The 15489-nt window shown below is 70.5% G+C and carries 14 protein-coding genes, 1 tRNA gene and 1 other RNA gene; 7 read left to right on the plus strand and 9 right to left on the minus strand.

The window, feature by feature from the left end; translation table 11 throughout:
• Positions 1 to 89 precede the first annotated feature (89 nt).
• Positions 90 to 773 (plus strand): hypothetical protein, encoded by a 684-nt coding sequence (locus tag NQ151_RS06635; RefSeq protein ID WP_257527485.1) that lies wholly within the window; start codon positions 90 to 92, stop codon positions 771 to 773.
• A gap of 98 nt (positions 774 to 871) precedes the next feature.
• Here NQ151_RS06635 and NQ151_RS06640 read toward each other — a convergent pair whose 3' ends face one another.
• The 4 genes from NQ151_RS06640 to pta are packed head-to-tail and all read right to left on the minus strand — an operon-like array spanning position 872 to position 7607.
• Positions 872 to 3424, minus strand: a complete 2553-nt coding sequence (locus tag NQ151_RS06640; RefSeq protein ID WP_257508115.1) for a glycoside hydrolase family 65 protein — start codon at positions 3422 to 3424, stop codon at positions 872 to 874.
• A gap of 36 nt (positions 3425 to 3460) precedes the next feature.
• The gene (locus NQ151_RS06645; protein ID WP_257508114.1) at positions 3461 to 4192 is read right to left on the minus strand and encodes an HAD family hydrolase; all 732 of its coding nucleotides are present in this window, start codon (positions 4190 to 4192) and stop codon (positions 3461 to 3463) included.
• Between the two features lie 47 nt (positions 4193 to 4239).
• Complete coding sequence (locus NQ151_RS06650; protein ID WP_257508113.1) at positions 4240 to 5478, minus strand: acetate/propionate family kinase; 1239 nt, start codon at positions 5476 to 5478, stop codon at positions 4240 to 4242.
• Positions 5475 to 7607, minus strand: coding sequence for a phosphate acetyltransferase (gene pta, locus NQ151_RS06655; RefSeq protein ID WP_257527486.1), 2133 nt, complete (start codon positions 7605 to 7607; stop codon positions 5475 to 5477). Before pta ends, NQ151_RS06650 begins: the two co-directional genes overlap by 4 nt.
• Before the next feature lie 105 nt (positions 7608 to 7712).
• Between pta and NQ151_RS06660 the strand changes: the two genes are divergently transcribed.
• On the plus strand, positions 7713 to 8276 hold the full coding sequence (locus tag NQ151_RS06660) for a dihydrofolate reductase family protein (protein ID WP_257527487.1): 564 nt from the start codon (positions 7713 to 7715) through the stop codon (positions 8274 to 8276).
• Between the two features lie 29 nt (positions 8277 to 8305).
• Here NQ151_RS06660 and ffs read toward each other — a convergent pair.
• Positions 8306 to 8402: signal recognition particle sRNA small type (ffs, locus tag NQ151_RS06665), an RNA gene on the minus strand.
• A gap of 99 nt (positions 8403 to 8501) precedes the next feature.
• Here ffs and NQ151_RS06670 point away from each other — a divergent pair.
• From NQ151_RS06670 to NQ151_RS06685, 4 genes are all read left to right on the plus strand, one after another.
• On the plus strand, positions 8502 to 9494 hold the full coding sequence (locus NQ151_RS06670; protein ID WP_257508110.1) for an AAA family ATPase: 993 nt from the start codon (positions 8502 to 8504) through the stop codon (positions 9492 to 9494).
• 7 nt (positions 9495 to 9501) lie between these two features.
• Positions 9502 to 10842: a DUF58 domain-containing protein gene (locus NQ151_RS06675; protein WP_257527488.1), complete on the plus strand. Its 1341-nt coding sequence runs from the start codon at positions 9502 to 9504 to the stop codon at positions 10840 to 10842.
• A 1-nt stretch (position 10843) separates the two neighbouring features.
• Positions 10844 to 13228: a transglutaminase TgpA family protein gene (locus tag NQ151_RS06680; RefSeq protein ID WP_257527489.1), complete on the plus strand. Its 2385-nt coding sequence runs from the start codon at positions 10844 to 10846 to the stop codon at positions 13226 to 13228.
• Between the two features lie 75 nt (positions 13229 to 13303).
• Positions 13304 to 13388, plus strand: a tRNA-Ser gene (locus NQ151_RS06685).
• On the opposite strand, the gene NQ151_RS06690 is transcribed toward NQ151_RS06685, so the two are convergent.
• Genes NQ151_RS06690 through NQ151_RS06705 form a run of 4 tightly spaced genes read right to left on the minus strand, consistent with a single transcriptional unit; the run spans position 13379 to position 14884 of the window.
• Positions 13379 to 13732, minus strand: coding sequence for a TfoX/Sxy family protein (locus tag NQ151_RS06690; RefSeq protein WP_257527490.1), 354 nt, complete (start codon positions 13730 to 13732; stop codon positions 13379 to 13381). The two genes, NQ151_RS06685 and NQ151_RS06690, sit on opposite strands and share 10 nt — an antisense overlap.
• A 3-nt stretch (positions 13733 to 13735) precedes the next feature.
• Complete coding sequence (locus NQ151_RS06695) at positions 13736 to 14098, minus strand: nuclear transport factor 2 family protein (protein WP_257527491.1); 363 nt, start codon at positions 14096 to 14098, stop codon at positions 13736 to 13738.
• Positions 14099 to 14121: 23 nt separating this feature from the next.
• The gene (locus NQ151_RS06700; RefSeq protein WP_257527492.1) at positions 14122 to 14553 is read right to left on the minus strand and encodes an SRPBCC family protein; all 432 of its coding nucleotides are present in this window, start codon (positions 14551 to 14553) and stop codon (positions 14122 to 14124) included.
• Positions 14546 to 14884, minus strand: a complete 339-nt coding sequence (locus tag NQ151_RS06705; protein WP_257527493.1) for an ArsR/SmtB family transcription factor — start codon at positions 14882 to 14884, stop codon at positions 14546 to 14548. The genes NQ151_RS06700 and NQ151_RS06705 overlap by 8 nt, the downstream gene beginning before the upstream one ends.
• Positions 14885 to 15007: 123 nt before the next feature.
• Between NQ151_RS06705 and NQ151_RS06710 the strand changes: the two genes are divergently transcribed.
• Positions 15008 to 15481, plus strand: coding sequence for an SRPBCC family protein (locus NQ151_RS06710; protein ID WP_257527494.1), 474 nt, complete (start codon positions 15008 to 15010; stop codon positions 15479 to 15481).
• Positions 15482 to 15489 lie beyond the last annotated feature (8 nt).

Below are 15489 nucleotides of genomic sequence, written 5' to 3' on the forward strand. Positions count from 1 at the left end.
TACGGCGTGCCCACGACATCGCGCCCGGCACAATTCCCAGGCTCGAATCGGACCTGTCGCGTGTCCGCCGCCTGCGGGAGACTTCCTGCATGGCACACCGCCCATCCCGCCGCCCGCTCCCGACCACCCGCGCCAGGGCGATCGTGGCCGCGGTACTGGCGGCATCCGTCGCGGCATCCGGAATGCTCGTCGCCTGCACCCCGCGCATCCGCGCACCTGCCACCCCCACCGCGACGGTCACGCCGACCCCGACGACACCGGCGCCGCGGCCCGATGCGACCATCCCGGAATCCCCCGACAGCGCCGACGCGGCGCTGTCGTGCACCGACGACCTCGCGGCGTGGATCCTGGGCGAATCCGGACTCATCGCCGACGAGCGCGTCGCGACGCCCGCGCCGAGCGACCCGACGGTGGACTTCACCCGGCTCTCCGCCCCCGCCTGCGCGTTCCGCGGCACCCACCGCTCCTTCACCGACATCGATGAGCTCGAGGCGACCTCGGATGTGCGGGCGTGGGTCTTGCCGGATGCCGCGGCGGCCGCGGCCCACGCCGACGCCGCCATCGCCGTGCTTGAGGCCGCCGGCTACACCACGACATCCCGGAAGGACGGCACGGACCCCGCCGCGCATCTGCTGCGCGTGGTGGGGACCGAGGTCGCCGATGAGAGCGTCGTGCTCACGCGGGACCACGTCCCGTCGGTGCGCGGCCTCGGCGCCGACGCGGGTCCGGTGGCCGTCGTGGTCGGGGTGGTCACCTTCGCGACCGTCGGCTGACGCCGCGCGACCGCGCCCGCGCCCCCGACAACCCGCACAACCGAACGGCCGGCGCCAGGGACCTCACGTGGCCCCGCCGCCGGCCGTTCATCGGGTGCTTACGTGTCGGCCCGGACGTTCGCGTCGTCGCCGGACAGCAGCTCCTCGTCGGAGATGACGGGAATGGAGCTGGTGAGGGTGGGGATCGACGCCGACAGGAAGGTGCCGTCGTCGCGACGGGCATCCTCGATCTGGCGCAGCGACGGGCGGCCGGGGATGTTCGGCCCCTGCCCCTGCAGCGGCACCACGAGCGTCTCGCCGCCGGCGATCACGTGGCCCGCACCCCGCACCGACAGCACGATCGGTCCACCGGGGCCGGCACTCAGCGTGATCGCGTCTGCGGTGATCTCCACGTCCAGCCGCGTGCCGTGCCACAGCAGCGAGTAGGACAGCGACGGCCAGTCGGCCGGCAGGCGCGGGTCGAACGACAGGTCGCCGAAGTGATCGCGCATGCCGCCGAACCCCGACACCAGCGCCGTCCACACCCCGCCGGCCGATGCCACGTGCACGCCGTCGGAGGCGTTGTGGTGCAGGTCGCCGAGGTCGACGTAGATCGACTCCAGGAAGTACTCCAGCGCGAGCTCCTGATAGCCCACTTCCGCCGCCAGGATCGACTGCACGACCGCCGACAGGGTGGAATCCCCCGTCGTCAGCGGGTCGTAGTAGTTGAAGTCGGCGAGTTTCTCCTCGTCGGTGAAGTGGTTGCCCTGCAGGAACAGGGCCAGTACGACGTCGGCCTGCTTGAGCACCTGGTAGCGGTAGATCACCAGCGGATGGAAGTGCAGCAGCAGCGGCCGGCGGTCCGCCGGAGTCTTCTCCAGGTCCCAGACTTCCTTCTCCAGGAACACGTGGTCCTGCGGGTGGATGCCGAGCGCCTCGCTGAACGGGATGTGCATGGCATCGGCCGCGCGATCCCACGACTCCGCCTCACCCGGTTCCAGTCCCAGCCGGTCCGCCGCCAGCTGGTACGCGTCGGGCGCGTCCTGCTGCATGTCGCGGATCGTCCGCGCCGCGAAGCGCAGGTTGAAGCGGGCCATGACGTTGGTGAACAGATTGTCGTTGACGACGGTGGTGTACTCGTCGGGCCCGGTGACGCCGTGGATGTGGAACGTGTCGCCGTCGGCGTCATCGTCGTCGTCATGGATGCCGTCGCTCGTGCGCCAGAAGCCCAGCGTCGCCCACAGGCGCGCCGTCTCCACCGCGATGTCCACGCCGTCGGTGTAGAGGAAGTCGAGGTCGCCGGTGGCGCGCACGTACTTGGCCAGCGCGAAACACACGTCGGCGTTGATGTGGTACTGCGCGGTGCCGGCGGCGTAGTACGCCGACGCCTCCTCGCCGTTGATCGTGCGCCACGGGAACAGCGCGCCGGCCTCGTTCAGCTGGGCGGCGCGTTTGCGGCCGGCCGGCAGCATGAGGTACCGCATGCGCAGGGCGTTGCGCGCCCACCGCGGGGTCGTATACGCCAGGAACGGCAGCACATAGATCTCGGTGTCCCAGAAGTAGTGGCCGCTGTAGCCCGACCCCGTGACGCCCTTGGCCGGCACGCCCATGCCGTCGGCGCGGGCCGCGGCCTGCGCCAGCTGGAACAGGCACCAGCGCGCCGCCTGCTGCAGGTCGTCGTGACCGGCGATCTTGACGTCCGAGCGCTCCCAGAAGTCGGCGCACCACTGGCGCTGCTGCTCGAACAAGGCGGGCACGCCCACGCTCTGCGCGCGATCCAGGGTGCGACGGCACCGGTCGACGAGTTCCCGCGCCGGCACGCCGCGGGACGTGTGGTAGGTCACGATCTTGGTCACCGTGGTGGGCACGCCCGCCTTGGCCTGCACGCGGTACAGGTTCTTGGCGATGTCGGGCTCGATGAGGCCCCGTACGTCGTACTCGTTCTCGGTCTCGATGATGTGGTCGGCGGCGACGGCGAGGGTCATCCCCGACGCCGTCACGCGGTACGACAGCGCGGTGCGCGCGCCGTCCTGCCAGTAGTCCTGCGGCTGCAGCACCCGCTCCTGCATCCGATCGGCCTTGCGCGGGTCGAAGCCGGCGCGGCGCGGCGTGACGGCGGTGCCGCCGTAGACGTCCTCGCCGTCCTGGCGGTTGACCAGCTGGCAGTTGATCGTGACGGGGGCGTCGGCGTTGAGCACGGTGACGGTGATGGACATCACCGAGAGGTGCTTCTCCTCGAACGACACCATCCGCTCGAAGTCGATCTGCACCTCCTTGCCGCTGGGAGTCACCCAGAGCACGTGGCGGCGCAGCACCCCGTCGCGCATGTCGAGCACCCGCTCGTACTCGCGGACGTCGGCGATGTCCAGCGACAGCGGCTCGTCCTCGACGTAGATGCGCATGACCTTCGCGTCGGGGGCGTTGATGATGGTCTGCCCGACCTCGGCGAACCCGTACGCCTGCTCGGCGTGACGGATCGGGAAGGTCTCGTGGAACCCGTTGATGAACGTGCCGTGCTCATGGCCGTGCAGCCCCTCGGGCTGGTTGCCGCGCATGCCGAGGTACCCGTTGCCGACGGCGAACAGGGTCTCGGTCACACCGACGTCCTCGAGCGAGAAGTTCTTCTCGACGAGACGCCAGGGGTCGACGGGGAAGCGATCGCGGTCGATCATGGGGGGCCTTCCGGGTGTTGTCAGGTTCGGGAAAAGTCAGTCGAGGAAGGCGTCGAGGTCGTCGACGACCACGTGAGCGCCGGCGTCGAGGAGCACCTGCGCCCCCACACCGCGGTCGACTCCGACGACGAGCGCGAAGCCACCGGCAGCGGCGGACTGCACGCCGCTGTGGGCGTCTTCGATCGCGGCGCTGCGGGCGGGGTCCACGCCCAGCATCTGCGCGGCGACGAGGAACATCTCGGGTGCGGGTTTGCTGGGGATGTGCTCACGCTCGGCCACGAGGCCGTCCATGATCACCGGGAACCGGTCGATGAGCCCGGCGACGGTGAGCACTTCGCGGGCGTTCTTCGAACTCGACACGACCGCCACCGGCATCCCCGCCGCCTGCAGCTTGTCCAGCAGTCGCAGCGACCCCGGGTACGGCGCAATGCCCTCCTCGCGCAGCACCCGCTCGAAAACGATGTTCTTGCGGTTGCCGATGCCGCACACCGTGTCGGCGGTCGGCGGGTCCGACGGGTCGCCCCAGGGGACTTCCACGTCGCGGCTGCGCAGCAGGCTCGCGACGCCGTCGTAGCGCTTCTTGCCGTCCAGGCTCTGGAAGTAGTCACGCTCGGTGTACGGCGGAGTGATGCCCCACGCCGTGAACAGTTCCGTGAACATCGCCTGCCAGGCGTGCATGTGCACTTCGGCGGTCGGAGTCAGCACCCCGTCCAGGTCGAAAAGAACGGCGTCGTAGGAGGTCAACTCGGGAAGAGTGCGTGTGGACACTCAGTCAGCGTAGTCGCGCATTCTGTACGCCGGAATGCGCCTGCGCGTCACAGCCCGGCGACGACCTCGAGCGCCTGGCGGGCGATCTCGAGCTCTTCGTTGGTGGGGACGACGAGCACCGTGACCGCGGAGTCGTCGGCGGAGATGACGCGGATGCCGCGACCTCGTGCCTCGTTGCGCTCCGGGTCCAGCTTCACACCGGCGAAACCGAGCGTCGAGACGGCCCCGGCACGCACGATCGGGGAGTTCTCGCCCACGCCGGCCGTGAACACGATCACGTCGACCCCGCCCAGCTGGGCCATGTAGGAGCCCGCGTAGGCGCGCAGCCGGTGCAGGTACACGTCCATCGCGAGCGTGGCATCCTCGTCACCGGCTCCGACCCGTTCTTCCAGGTCGCGCATGTCGGTGACCCCGGCCAGCCCCAGCACGCCGCTGGTCTTGTTGAGCATGTCGTCGAGGTCGTCGATGGTCATCCTGGCGCGGCGGGCGAGGTGGAACAGCACCGCCGGGTCGATGTCGCCCGAGCGGGTGCCCATGACCAGGCCCTGCAGCGGCGTGAGGCCCATCGAGGTGTCGACGGACTTGCCGCCGTCGACGGCGGTCGCCGACGCGCCGTTGCCGAGGTGGAACACGACCTGCTTGAGTTCCTCCAGCGGCCGGCCGAGGAACTCCGCTGCGGTGCGGCTGACGTATTTGTGGGACGTGCCGTGGAACCCGTAACGGCGGATACGGTGCGCCTCGGCCAGGTCCTTGTCGATCGCGTAGGTGTAGGCGGCCGGCGGCAGCGTCTGGTGGAACGCGGTGTCGAAGACGGCGACGTGCGCGAGCTCGGGGAACGCGGCCTTGGCGGCACGGATGCCCTGCAGCGCACCGGGGTTGTGCAGCGGCGCGAGCACCGACAACTCGTCGATGTTGATCTCCACGAGGTTGGACACCAGCGTCGGCTCGAAGAAGCGCGCCCCGCCGTGCACGACGCGGTGACCGACGGCGACCGGCGGGTTCTCCGTCAGCGACGGCCCCCACTCGGCGAACGCGGCGAGCATCACGCCGAAGCCGGTGGTGTGATCGGGGATCGGCAGCTCACGGGTGTACGTGGCAGCCGTCGCCGTCACGGCCTCGGTGCCCCCGCCCGAGGGCAGCCCCATGGTGACCTTGTGCTTGGCGGCGCCGATCGACTCGCCGATGCGCTCGACCAGACCCGAGGCGAGGACGCGCCCGTCCTCCGGTTCGACCAGCTGGTATTTGAACGACGATGATCCGCTGTTGACGACGAGCACGACGCTCATGCGGTTGCCTCTCCCTGCGCTTGGATCGCAGTGATGGCGATCGTGTTGATGATGTCGTCGACGAGTGCGCCGCGCGACAGATCATTGATGGGCTTGTTGAGTCCCTGCAGCACCGGGCCGATGGCGATGGCGCCGGCCGAGCGCTGCACAGCTTTGTAGGTGTTGTTCCCGGTGTTCAGGTCGGGGAAGACGAACACCGTCGCCCGGCCGGCGACGCTGGAGCCGGGCATCTTCTTGGATGCCACGGCGGCGTCGGTTGCCGCGTCGTACTGGATCGGTCCCTCCACCGGAAGCTGCGGCGCGCGCTCGCGCACCAGCACGGTGGCCGCCCGCACCTTCTCCACGTCGGCACCGGTACCCGACTCGCCTGTCGAGTAGGACAGCATCGCCACGCGCGGTTCGATGCCGAACTGCGACGCCGTCGCCGCGGACGACACCGCGATGTCGGCGAGCTGTTCGCTCGTGGGGTCGGGGATCACGGCGCAGTCGCCGTAGACGAGCACGCGGTCGGCGAGCGCCATCAGGAACACGCTCGAGACGACCGAGACGCCCGGCTTGGTCTTGATGATCTCGAACGCCGGCCGGATGGTGTGCGCCGTGGTGTGCGAGGCGCCCGAGACCATGCCGTCGGCCAGGCCCAGGTGCACCATCATCGTGCCGAAGTACGACACGTCGGTGACGGTGTCGGCGGCGCGCTCGTAGGTCATGCCCTTGTGCGCGCGCAGTCGGGTGTACTCCTGCGCGAACTTGTCCACGTACTCGCCGTCGAACGGGCTGATGATGTCGGCGCCGGTCAGGTCGATACCCAGGTCCCGGGCGCGGCCCCGCACATCGGTCTCCTTGCCGAGGATCGTGACGTCGGCGATGCCGCGGGTGAGCACGGTGGCCGCGGCGCGCAGCACGCGGTCGTCGTCGCCCTCGGGCAGCACGATGCGGCGACGGGCGCTGCGGGCACGCTCCATCAGGCCGTATTCGAACATCAGCGGCGTGACGACGGTGGTCTTGGCCACCCCGAGTGCCTGGGTGAGATCTTCGGTGTCGACGTGCTTCTCGAACAGGGCAAGCGCGGTGTCGTACCGGCGCGGCGAGTCGGCGGCGAGGCGCCCGCGGGCGCCCATGACGCGCACCGCGGTGTCGTAGGTGCCGAGGTCGGTCGCGATGATCGGCAGCGTCGACCCCAACCCGTCGATCAGGCTGTCGATCGTCTCCGGCAGCGGGAACGGGCCGTTGAGCACGACCGCGGCCACCGACGGGAAGGTACCCGATGTGTGAGCCAGCAGCGTCGCCAGCAGCACCTCGGTACGGTCGGCGGGGATCACCACGACGGCCGACTCAGTCAGCCGCGGCAGCACGTTGACCATCGACATGCCCGCCACGACGATGTTCACCACCTCGTGGGTCAGCATCTCGGGATCGCCCTTGACCAGCGTGCCCTCGAGCGCGTGCAGGATGTCGCGCACCGACGGAGCGACGAGGTACAGATCCTCCGGGATCGCCCGCACCGGGATATCGCGGCCGGGGAGCGCTGCGGCGACGGCGGCGGTGAGGGCGTCGACGGTCTCGCCGAGGCGATCGGCGTCGGCACGGTTGGCGACGACGGCGAACAGGTCGGCGCGCCCGTGGGCAAGTTCGGCGAGGCCGAGCGAGGTGATCTGCCCCATCTCCTCGGGGGTGCGGGCGATGGTGGTGCCCAGCTGCTCGCTCTGACCTTGGAGGTCACGCCCACCGACGACCAGCAGCACCGGGACGCCGAGGTTCGCGGCGATGCGCGCGTTGTAGGCCAGTTCGGCCGGGCTGCCGACGTCGGTGTAGTCACTGCCGACCACCACGACCGCGTCGCACTGCCGCTCGACGGCCTTGAACCGCTCGACGATCGTCGCCAGCGACCCCTCCGGGTCGGAGCGGACGTCGTCGTAGGTGACGCCGATGCACTCGTCGTACTCGAGGTCCACCCCGTCGTGGTCGAGCAGCATCTCCAGCACGTAGTCGCGCCGGTCCGTCGACCGTGCGATCGCGCGGAACACCCCCACCCGGGGGGTCGCCCGGCTCAGGGCGTCCAGCACCCCGAGGGCGATGGTGGACTTGCCGGAATGACCTTCGACCGAGGTGATGTATATGCTCTGCGCCACACGCCCACCCTAGGCGGGCCCCCGCCGGGCGAACAGGCAGGGGTCCGTGAATAATCCCGACGGCCCCCCTTGCGGGTGTGCGGGGCCGCCCGGTTGAGTGTGCGCATGGGTAGCGTCATCTACTCCGTCGCCTCCTCGCTCGACGGCTATCACACCGATCTGCAGGGCGATTTCAGTTGGACCGTCCCCGACGAAGAGGTGATCGCCGCACTCACGGCGGACGCGGCATCCGTCAGCACCTACCTCTACGGGCGCCGCATGTACGAGACGATGGCGGTGTGGGAGACGGAGCCGTCCGCCGCCGCGCAATCGCCGGAGTCGGCCGCGTACGCCCACACCTGGAAGCGCGCCCGTAAGGTCGTGTTCTCCTCGACGCTGGGAGCGGTGTGGACCAAGCGCACGCGGCTGGAGCACACCCTCACCGCCGAGGCGATCGAGCGGGCCAAGGCCGAGTCGCACGGGGACCTGACCATCGAGGGGCCGACCATCGCCAAGAGCGCGCTGCACATGGAACTGGTCGACGTGGTGGAGTTGCTGCTGTGCCCCGTCGTCCTCGGGGGCGGCATGCGCGTGTTCCCGGAGGGACTGTGGCTGGGGCTGCGCCTGGTGCGCGAACGGGCGTTCGGCAACGGCATGGTGCAGATCACTTACGAGCGCAGTCGCTCCTGACCCTCGCACGGCGACAGTGCCGGGGGGAAGATTAAGACTCTCCGCGAACCCGGCAGAGCCTGGTTACCCTTGCTACGTTTCCGTCCTGGGGGAGTTGGCCTGGATGCCGCCTCGCGGAGAGCTGACACCAGTGTATCCCGATCGACCCACCGGTCGCGCCCGCGGGATACGATCGTGGCAGCGACGCATCGATGCGCCGCACCCCGCCACCGTCGAGGGGATGGCATGAGCGACCAGTCCGTCGAGCCGATCACCGCAGAGACATTCGCCCGGTCGACCACAGCGATCATCGATTCGGTCACCCGCGTGATCGACGGCAAGCCGGATGCCGTGCGGTCGGCGCTGATGTGCCTGCTGGCCGAGGGGCACCTGCTGATCGAGGACGTGCCCGGCGTGGGCAAGACGATGCTCGCCAGGGCACTGGCGGCATCGGTGGATGCCACGGTGCGCCGCATCCAGTTCACCCCCGATCTGCTGCCGGGGGACGTGACCGGCGTGTCGGTGTTCAACCCGGTGGACCGCGAGTTCGAGTTCAAGCGCGGCGCGATCTTCGCGCACATCGTCATCGCCGACGAGATCAACCGCTCCTCCCCCAAGACGCAGTCGGCGCTGCTGGAGGCGATGGAGGAGCACCAGGTCACCGTCGACGGCGAGTCGCATCCGCTGCCGGAGCCGTTCCTGGTGGTGGCCACCCAGAACCCGCTCGAGATGGAGGGCACCTACGCCCTCCCCGAGGCGCAGCGCGACCGGTTCATGATGCGCATCTCGATGGGATACCCCGATGCCGCCAGCGAAAAGCTCATGCTGCGCCAGCGCGACTCGGTCAATCCGCTGTTGGCCATCACGCCCGTCGTCGACGCCACCCGCATCCGCGAGCTGATCGCGTGGGCGCGCAGCGTGCACCTGTCCCCCGCCGTCGAGGAGTACGCCGTCGCGCTCGCGCAGGCCACCCGCACGCACGCGGACCTGCGGTTGGGGGCGAGCCCCCGCGCGACGCTGCAGCTGGTGCGGGCCGCGAAGGTGCGCGCCGCCCTGGACGCCCGCGACTTCGTCATCCCCGACGACATCGCGGCCCTGCTCGTCCCGGTGTTCGCGCACCGTCTCATCGCCACCCGCAGCGCCGGCACCGCCCGCGCCCGCACGACCACCGACGCGATCGCCGCGGTGCTGACGCAGATCGCGGCATCCGTGCGGGTGCCGCTCACCGCCCGCGCGTGAGGTGACCGTGGGACGCCTGTGGCCGCTGACGATCCGGGGCACCGGCGCGGTGCTGCTGGGCCTGGTGTGCCTGATCGTCGCCGCCGACCGCGGGCTGGTCGAGCTGCTGTACGTGGCGATGCTGCTGTTCGCGGTGGTGGGGGCGGCCCTGTTCACGCTTTTCGCGGTGCGGCGGGCTGACGGTCTCACCCGCACCGTGGAGCCGGACGTGCTCGCCGTCGGACGGGAAGGCCGGGTCACGGTGCGGGTGTCGGTGCGCGCCGCGCTCGCCTCGGGGCCCGGCGCCTGGCGCGACACCCTGTCGCCGGGGCTGGCGTGGAGCGGCCCGGAGGCGGATTCCGACAGCGAGACGGACGGCGCGGGGCGCGGCTTCGGCTTCGCGCGCCCGGATGGGCGCGCCCGCGCCGAGGGTTCTGCCCGCGGCGTGTTTCCCGCACTCGATTCCGGACTGCGCGGCGAAGCGCACACCGTCGACGTGGACTACCGGGTGCGCGGCATCCGTCGGGGCATGCACACGCTCGGCCCGCTCACGGTGTCCTCGACCGATCCGTTCGGGCTGGTGCGGCGCACTCACGTGCTCAGCACCCGCACCACCGTGATCGTCGCACCCGAGATCGTCGACCTTCCCGCGCTGAGCGACCTGCCGGGCGAGGCGGGCGGCACCAGACACGCCGCGACCAACGAGCTCGGGCAGGGCACCGACAACCTCATTCCCCGCGCGTATGTGCCAGGCGACTCCCGCCGCCGCATCCACTGGCGCGCCAGCGCACACCGTGATGAGCTGATGGTGCGTCAAGAGGAGCAGGAGTCCACACCGTCCGCCACCGTCGTGATCGATCTGTCCACGCCCCGGTTCACCGTCGCCGCGATGCGCGGGCCGGGCCTGGACCCCGGCTTCGAAGCGGCCGTCAGTGCGTGCGTGTCGGCGGTTGCCCGGTTGGTGCGGGAGGGGTACACCGTGGCGGTGATCGACTCCGACGGGCATGCCCTCGCCGACCCCATCGAGGGCGGCGACATGGCGGCGGTCGAGATCCTCGCCATCGACTTCGCCACCCTCCTCACCCGCCGCGACGACCGCCTCCCGCAGCTGGTGCCGCTGTTCGCCGGGGCGATCGGCGGGCCGGTGGTCGTGATCGTCGGGCACTTCGATGAGACGGATGCCGCGACGCTCGCCCCCGTCGCGCATCACACGTCGCTGCCCGTGCTGCTCGCCGTCGCCCCCATCGCCGACGCGCTGCCGCAGGCCGTGGCATCCGGCTGGCATGTCGCCGCGATCGGGCCGGACGCCGACCTCGCCGCCGCCTGGGCGGGGGCCGTGGAACGGGGGGCCGGTCATGTGGTCGCCTGACGTGGCGCACCTCGATAGCGTGCACGTGCTCGCCAACCCGATCACCACCACCCAGCGCACGGCTCCACCGCCGCCGCGCACCGGCCGGCGGCGGCGACCCGACCTGCGACTCACGCTCGCGGTGGCGGGCGTCGTCGTCGCGGCGATGCTGCCGCTGCTACGGGTCATCGTTCCGGGGCAGTGGCTCGGCGAGTCGCTCTTCCTCACCGGGCTGCTGCTGACCGCCGGCCACCTCGCGCACGCCCGGCGGGTGCCGGCGGTGGCCGTCAGCGGCATCCAACTGGTGCTGTGGGCGGTCTTCCTCACGACGGTGTATCTGCCCGACACCGGCCTGGTGTGGGTTGTTCCCACTCCCGAGACGGTGCGCCAGGTGCCGGCGCTGTTCTCCTCCGGGATGAACGAGATCCTCGTCGGTTCCGCGCCGCTGGAGGCCAGCGAGGGCCTCGCGTTCCTGCTGGTCGCCGCGGTCGGGCTGTTCGCGATCGCGCTCGACCATGTCGTCGTGACGGCGCGGATGCCGCTGCTGGCGGCGGTCGGCGTGGTCGCGGTGTGGCTGGTTCCCGCCATCGCCGCTCCCAGCGACATGGACGTGTGGTCGTTCACGTTCCTGGCGGTGGCGATCCTGTATCTGCTGCGCGCTGAGACCCGCACGCGGGAGGTCGCCGAGCCGCCGTCGACACCGGCCGCCGACACCGGCCGCCGCGCCGGCGTGGGCGCCACCGCCGTCGGCATCGGGGCGATCGCGGTCGTCGTGGCCATCGCCGTCACCCCGCTGCTTCCCACCCCGACGATGCGGCCCGGGGCCGCTGGACTCGGGGTGGCGGCGACGATCAACCCGAGCCTGGATCTGGGCGAGGACCTGCGGCGGCTGAACAACGTTCCGGTGCTGTATCTGCGCGCCAACTCGCCCCTGCCGCCTTATCTGCGGGTGGCGACGCTGTCGACGTTCGACGGCAGCCGATGGCAGCCCGACCGCATCCGCACCCTCCCGCTGGACAGCGAGTACGGGTTCGGCGAGCTGAAGGTGGACGAGTCGCTGCGGATCACCGAATACCGCACCACCGTCGACATCACGAACCTCGCTTCGACGTGGCTGCCGGTGTCGTTCCCGGCGGTCGCCGTGGAGGGCCTCGACGGGCAGTGGGAGGCGATGCCCTTCAACCGCACCGTGATCAGCAGCACCTCGAACACGCAGGGTCAGGCGTACGAGGTGATCAGCCAGCTGCCGCGCCCCACCCGCGAGCAGATCCGCGCGTCCAGCGCGGGCGGCACCGTGCTGCGCGACGCCACGTACGCGCTGCCCGACGTGCCGATGGACACGATCCTGCAGACGGCGCTGGCGGTCACCACGGGTGCGGAGACCGACTACGACAAACTCATCGCACTGCAGGGCTGGTTCCGCGGCGACGAGTTCACCTATTCGCTGCAGGCGCCTGTCGCCGACGGCTTCGACGGCTCGGGCATCGCCGCGATCAGTCAGTTCCTGGAGCAGAAGGAGGGTTACTGCGTGCACTTCGCGTCGGCGTTCGCCGTGATGGCGCGACTGCTGGACATGCCGGCGCGGGTCGTGGTGGGCTACCTCCCCGGCAACGGCACGGGCGACCTGGTCGACGGCCAGACGCAGTACGAGGTCACCAGCGACCAGCTGCACGCGTGGCCCGAAGTGCACTTCGACGGCATCGGCTGGGTGTCGTTCGAGCCGACAAAGAGCCTCGGCACGCCCACGTCGTTCCTGCCCGAGCGTGTGCCGGCCGCCGACGATGCCGGTGAGGACATCACCGAGGGTGCGGCGGCGGCGGAGGCACCGGTGCCGTCTGCCGGCCCCACCGACCCGGCGCTGGCGCCGGAACTCGAGGACCAGGCGGGCGCAGGTCAGGCCGCGAGCCGCGGAGTCTCCCTCACGACCGCGCTGACGGCGCTCGGAGTCCTGCTGGCGCTGGCGATCCCCGGCGCAGTGCGCGACGTCGTGCGCCGACGAAGGTTGGCGGCAGCCGGCCGGGGCGATGCCGCCGCAGCGTGGCTGAGTGTGCGGGAGACGGCCGTCGACCTCGGCATCCCGGTGCCGGCGTCGGAATCGCCGCGGGCGTTCGGCGCGCGCCTCGTCGCCGACTACGACGTGCCCGCCGATGCGGTGGCGCTGCTCGTGTCGGCGATCGAGCGAGCGTCGTACGCGCCGGCTGGGGCTGTGGGTGCGGTTGGTGCGGCGTCTGGGCGTGGTTCGCAGCCCAGTTCGCAGCGCAGTGACCTGGCCGCTGCCGCGTCGGCGGTGCAGAGCGGACTGCTGTCCGGCGCCACCCGCGGGCGGCGGCTGCTGGCGGTGATGGTGCCGCGTTCGCTCGTGGTGCGCCCCGGCAGCGCGTATGCCGCAGCGCGGGTCCCTGCCTGACCCGGCCCTTCGGTGGCCTGCGGCACGAGCGGCCTCGCGCACCAGGTAGACTGTCCCGCGGCCCTTCGGGGCCACGGAGGATTCGCCTAGTGGCCTATGGCGCACGCTTGGAAAGCGTGTTGAGTGAAAGCTCTCAGGGGTTCGAATCCCCTATCCTCCGCCGATTTCTCCGACCGCTCGCCCGCGTCGGCGCAGCGCATGCTCTAGCCACAGCGCCAGCTCCGCGTCGCCGGAGATCGTGTTGCCTGTGACGCGCATCCATCCGATCCCCATGGATCGACCAGTACCCATCTCGGCGCGCGCGGCTCCGCCGCGGTGAAGCAGCGCGGCATCCGCTTCGGGTGCGACGCGCACGAGCAGGCTGCCGTCGCCGTTTACCGCGACAAGCATCGCCTCGTCGAACATGACCGCGATCGCCCCGAACATCGCCACCTCGCGGATCGAGCCGCCGGGCAGCAGGCGCACGATCCTGTCGAGGAGCGCGCGGCGGTCATCGATTCTCATCGGTCACTGCGGCGGTGCCGGCATGTAGCCGAGCCGGTCGAAGGCCAGGCGGATCTCGGTGATCTGGTCGCCTTCGACGGTGAAGAGTTCGCTGGCGAGGGTGCTGTCGGTGACCGCTGTCTGCGGGTAGTACCAGAGGGCGACGCGGCTGCCGTCGGCCATGCGGGTCAGCTCGGGGGCTCCGGTGAGCATCGGGACGAACCCGGCGAGGTACTCCCGCCAGTGCGCCTTCGTCGTGATCTCCGGGTCGGGCGCGGAGCACACGACCGAGTCGGCGAGATAGGTCAGTGCGCGATCGACGTCGCCCCCGGTCCAGGCGCGGTGGTAGGCGTCGACGATGGCAACAGGTGTGGTGGTGTTCGGCATCCGGTCATCTCCTTCGATTTCGGTCATGGTCTGGGGGTCCAGCTGTCGGGGGGCAGGATCTGCCCCGTTGCGGCGAGCGCGAGCCGTGGGACGAAATGCTCCCATCCGCCGACGTGGCCGGCGACCTCTCCCTCCGGCAGGTCGGTGTGGATCACCTCCAGGCGCGTGCCGTCCGCGGTCTCGCTCAACTCGAACGACACCGTGGACGCCCCCGGTGGGAGGGTGTCGCTGCCCTCGAAGCCCCACGACACGGTCACCCGGCGCGGCCGGTCGACTTCGAGGAAGGTCCCACGGGCGCCGTAGCCGGCGATGTTGACGGCGAACTCGCCGCCGGGGGTCGGCTCGACGCGGGCCCAGTCACCCATCCACGCGGTGATCCCCGCCGCGGTCACCAGGTACTCGAAGACCCGCTCGGGCGCTGCCGCGATGTCCACGGTCGACCGGTGCTCAGCCATCGCGGACTCCCCCGTCGCGCTCCCCGGTCTGCTCGATCGCCTGCTTGAGGCGCGTCAGGCGCTCGGGCCAGAAGTCGTCGAAGAACGCTTTGCCCACCGCGAGCCCCTCCACGCGCACCGCATACAGGTGTCGCGTGCCCGCCCGGCTGCCCGAGACCAGTCCCGCCTCTCGCAGCACCTTCAGATGGTGCGACACGATCTGCTGCGACAGGCCGAGTTCGGTCGCGATCTCCCCCACCGGGCGACGACCATCGCGCACCAGCGCCAGGATCGCCCGCCGGTTGCCGTCAGCGAGAGCGTGGAACGCGTCGTCCAGAGCGGGAGCTGTCATGGTTCCTCCGCGCTCATTCTGATCACAAACATGCATTTGTACAAGGGGTGGTTGGTGGGACGTGCGATAGGTTGCGGAGAACCGCAGAGCGCGGCCAGAGCGCGGCCCCCCGGAGGAACACTCATGCCCGTCGTTCAGTCCCAGGTCACCATCCCTGTGCCGGTCGAGGTGGCGTTCGCCGTCTCGCAGACGACCGGCGAAGCCCGCCTGCGCTGGGACCCCTTCATTCGACGCCAGTATTTCGTCGATGGCGCCGAAGTGCCCGCGCCCGGCGTCCGCACGTTGACGGTGCATCGTCTCGGTTTCCGCATGGTCAGCGAATACGTCTCCTACAACCCGCCGACGAACGTCGGGATGAAGATGGTGACGGGGTCGTGGTTCTTTGAACGGCTCGGCGGAGGCTGGCGGTTCGCGCCCGCCCCGAACGACCCGACGAGCACGATCGCCACGTGGAAGTACAACTTCGCGTGCCGGCCCCGCTGGCTCGCGCCCGTGGCGGAGTGGATCGGTGAGCGCGTCCTGCAGCGCGACATCGACCGACGGCTCGAAGGGTTCGCGCGCGGGTGCGCAGACCCGGACGTGCTTCGCGCCATCTAGGCCGCTCA

Source organism: Microbacterium sp. zg-YB36 (genome assembly GCF_024623575.2).
In the GTDB taxonomy this organism is placed as follows: domain Bacteria; phylum Actinomycetota; class Actinomycetes; order Actinomycetales; family Microbacteriaceae; genus Microbacterium.

Coding starts and splice junctions, on each gene's coding strand:
- NQ151_RS06690 (WP_257527490.1), bottom strand. CDS start 13,732: ATGAGAATCGATGACCGCCGCGCGCTCCTCGACAGGATCGTGCGCCTG.
- NQ151_RS06660 (WP_257527487.1), top strand. CDS start 7,713: ATGGGTAGCGTCATCTACTCCGTCGCCTCCTCGCTCGACGGCTATCAC.
- NQ151_RS06695 (WP_257527491.1), bottom strand. CDS start 14,098: ATGCCGAACACCACCACACCTGTTGCCATCGTCGACGCCTACCACCGC.
- NQ151_RS06700 (WP_257527492.1), bottom strand. CDS start 14,553: ATGGCTGAGCACCGGTCGACCGTGGACATCGCGGCAGCGCCCGAGCGG.
- NQ151_RS06705 (WP_257527493.1), bottom strand. CDS start 14,884: ATGACAGCTCCCGCTCTGGACGACGCGTTCCACGCTCTCGCTGACGGC.
- NQ151_RS06650 (WP_257508113.1), bottom strand. CDS start 5,478: ATGAGCGTCGTGCTCGTCGTCAACAGCGGATCATCGTCGTTCAAATAC.
- NQ151_RS06710 (WP_257527494.1), top strand. CDS start 15,008: ATGCCCGTCGTTCAGTCCCAGGTCACCATCCCTGTGCCGGTCGAGGTG.
- NQ151_RS06640 (WP_257508115.1), bottom strand. CDS start 3,424: ATGATCGACCGCGATCGCTTCCCCGTCGACCCCTGGCGTCTCGTCGAG.
- NQ151_RS06670 (WP_257508110.1), top strand. CDS start 8,502: ATGAGCGACCAGTCCGTCGAGCCGATCACCGCAGAGACATTCGCCCGG.
- NQ151_RS06635 (WP_257527485.1), top strand. CDS start 90: ATGGCACACCGCCCATCCCGCCGCCCGCTCCCGACCACCCGCGCCAGG.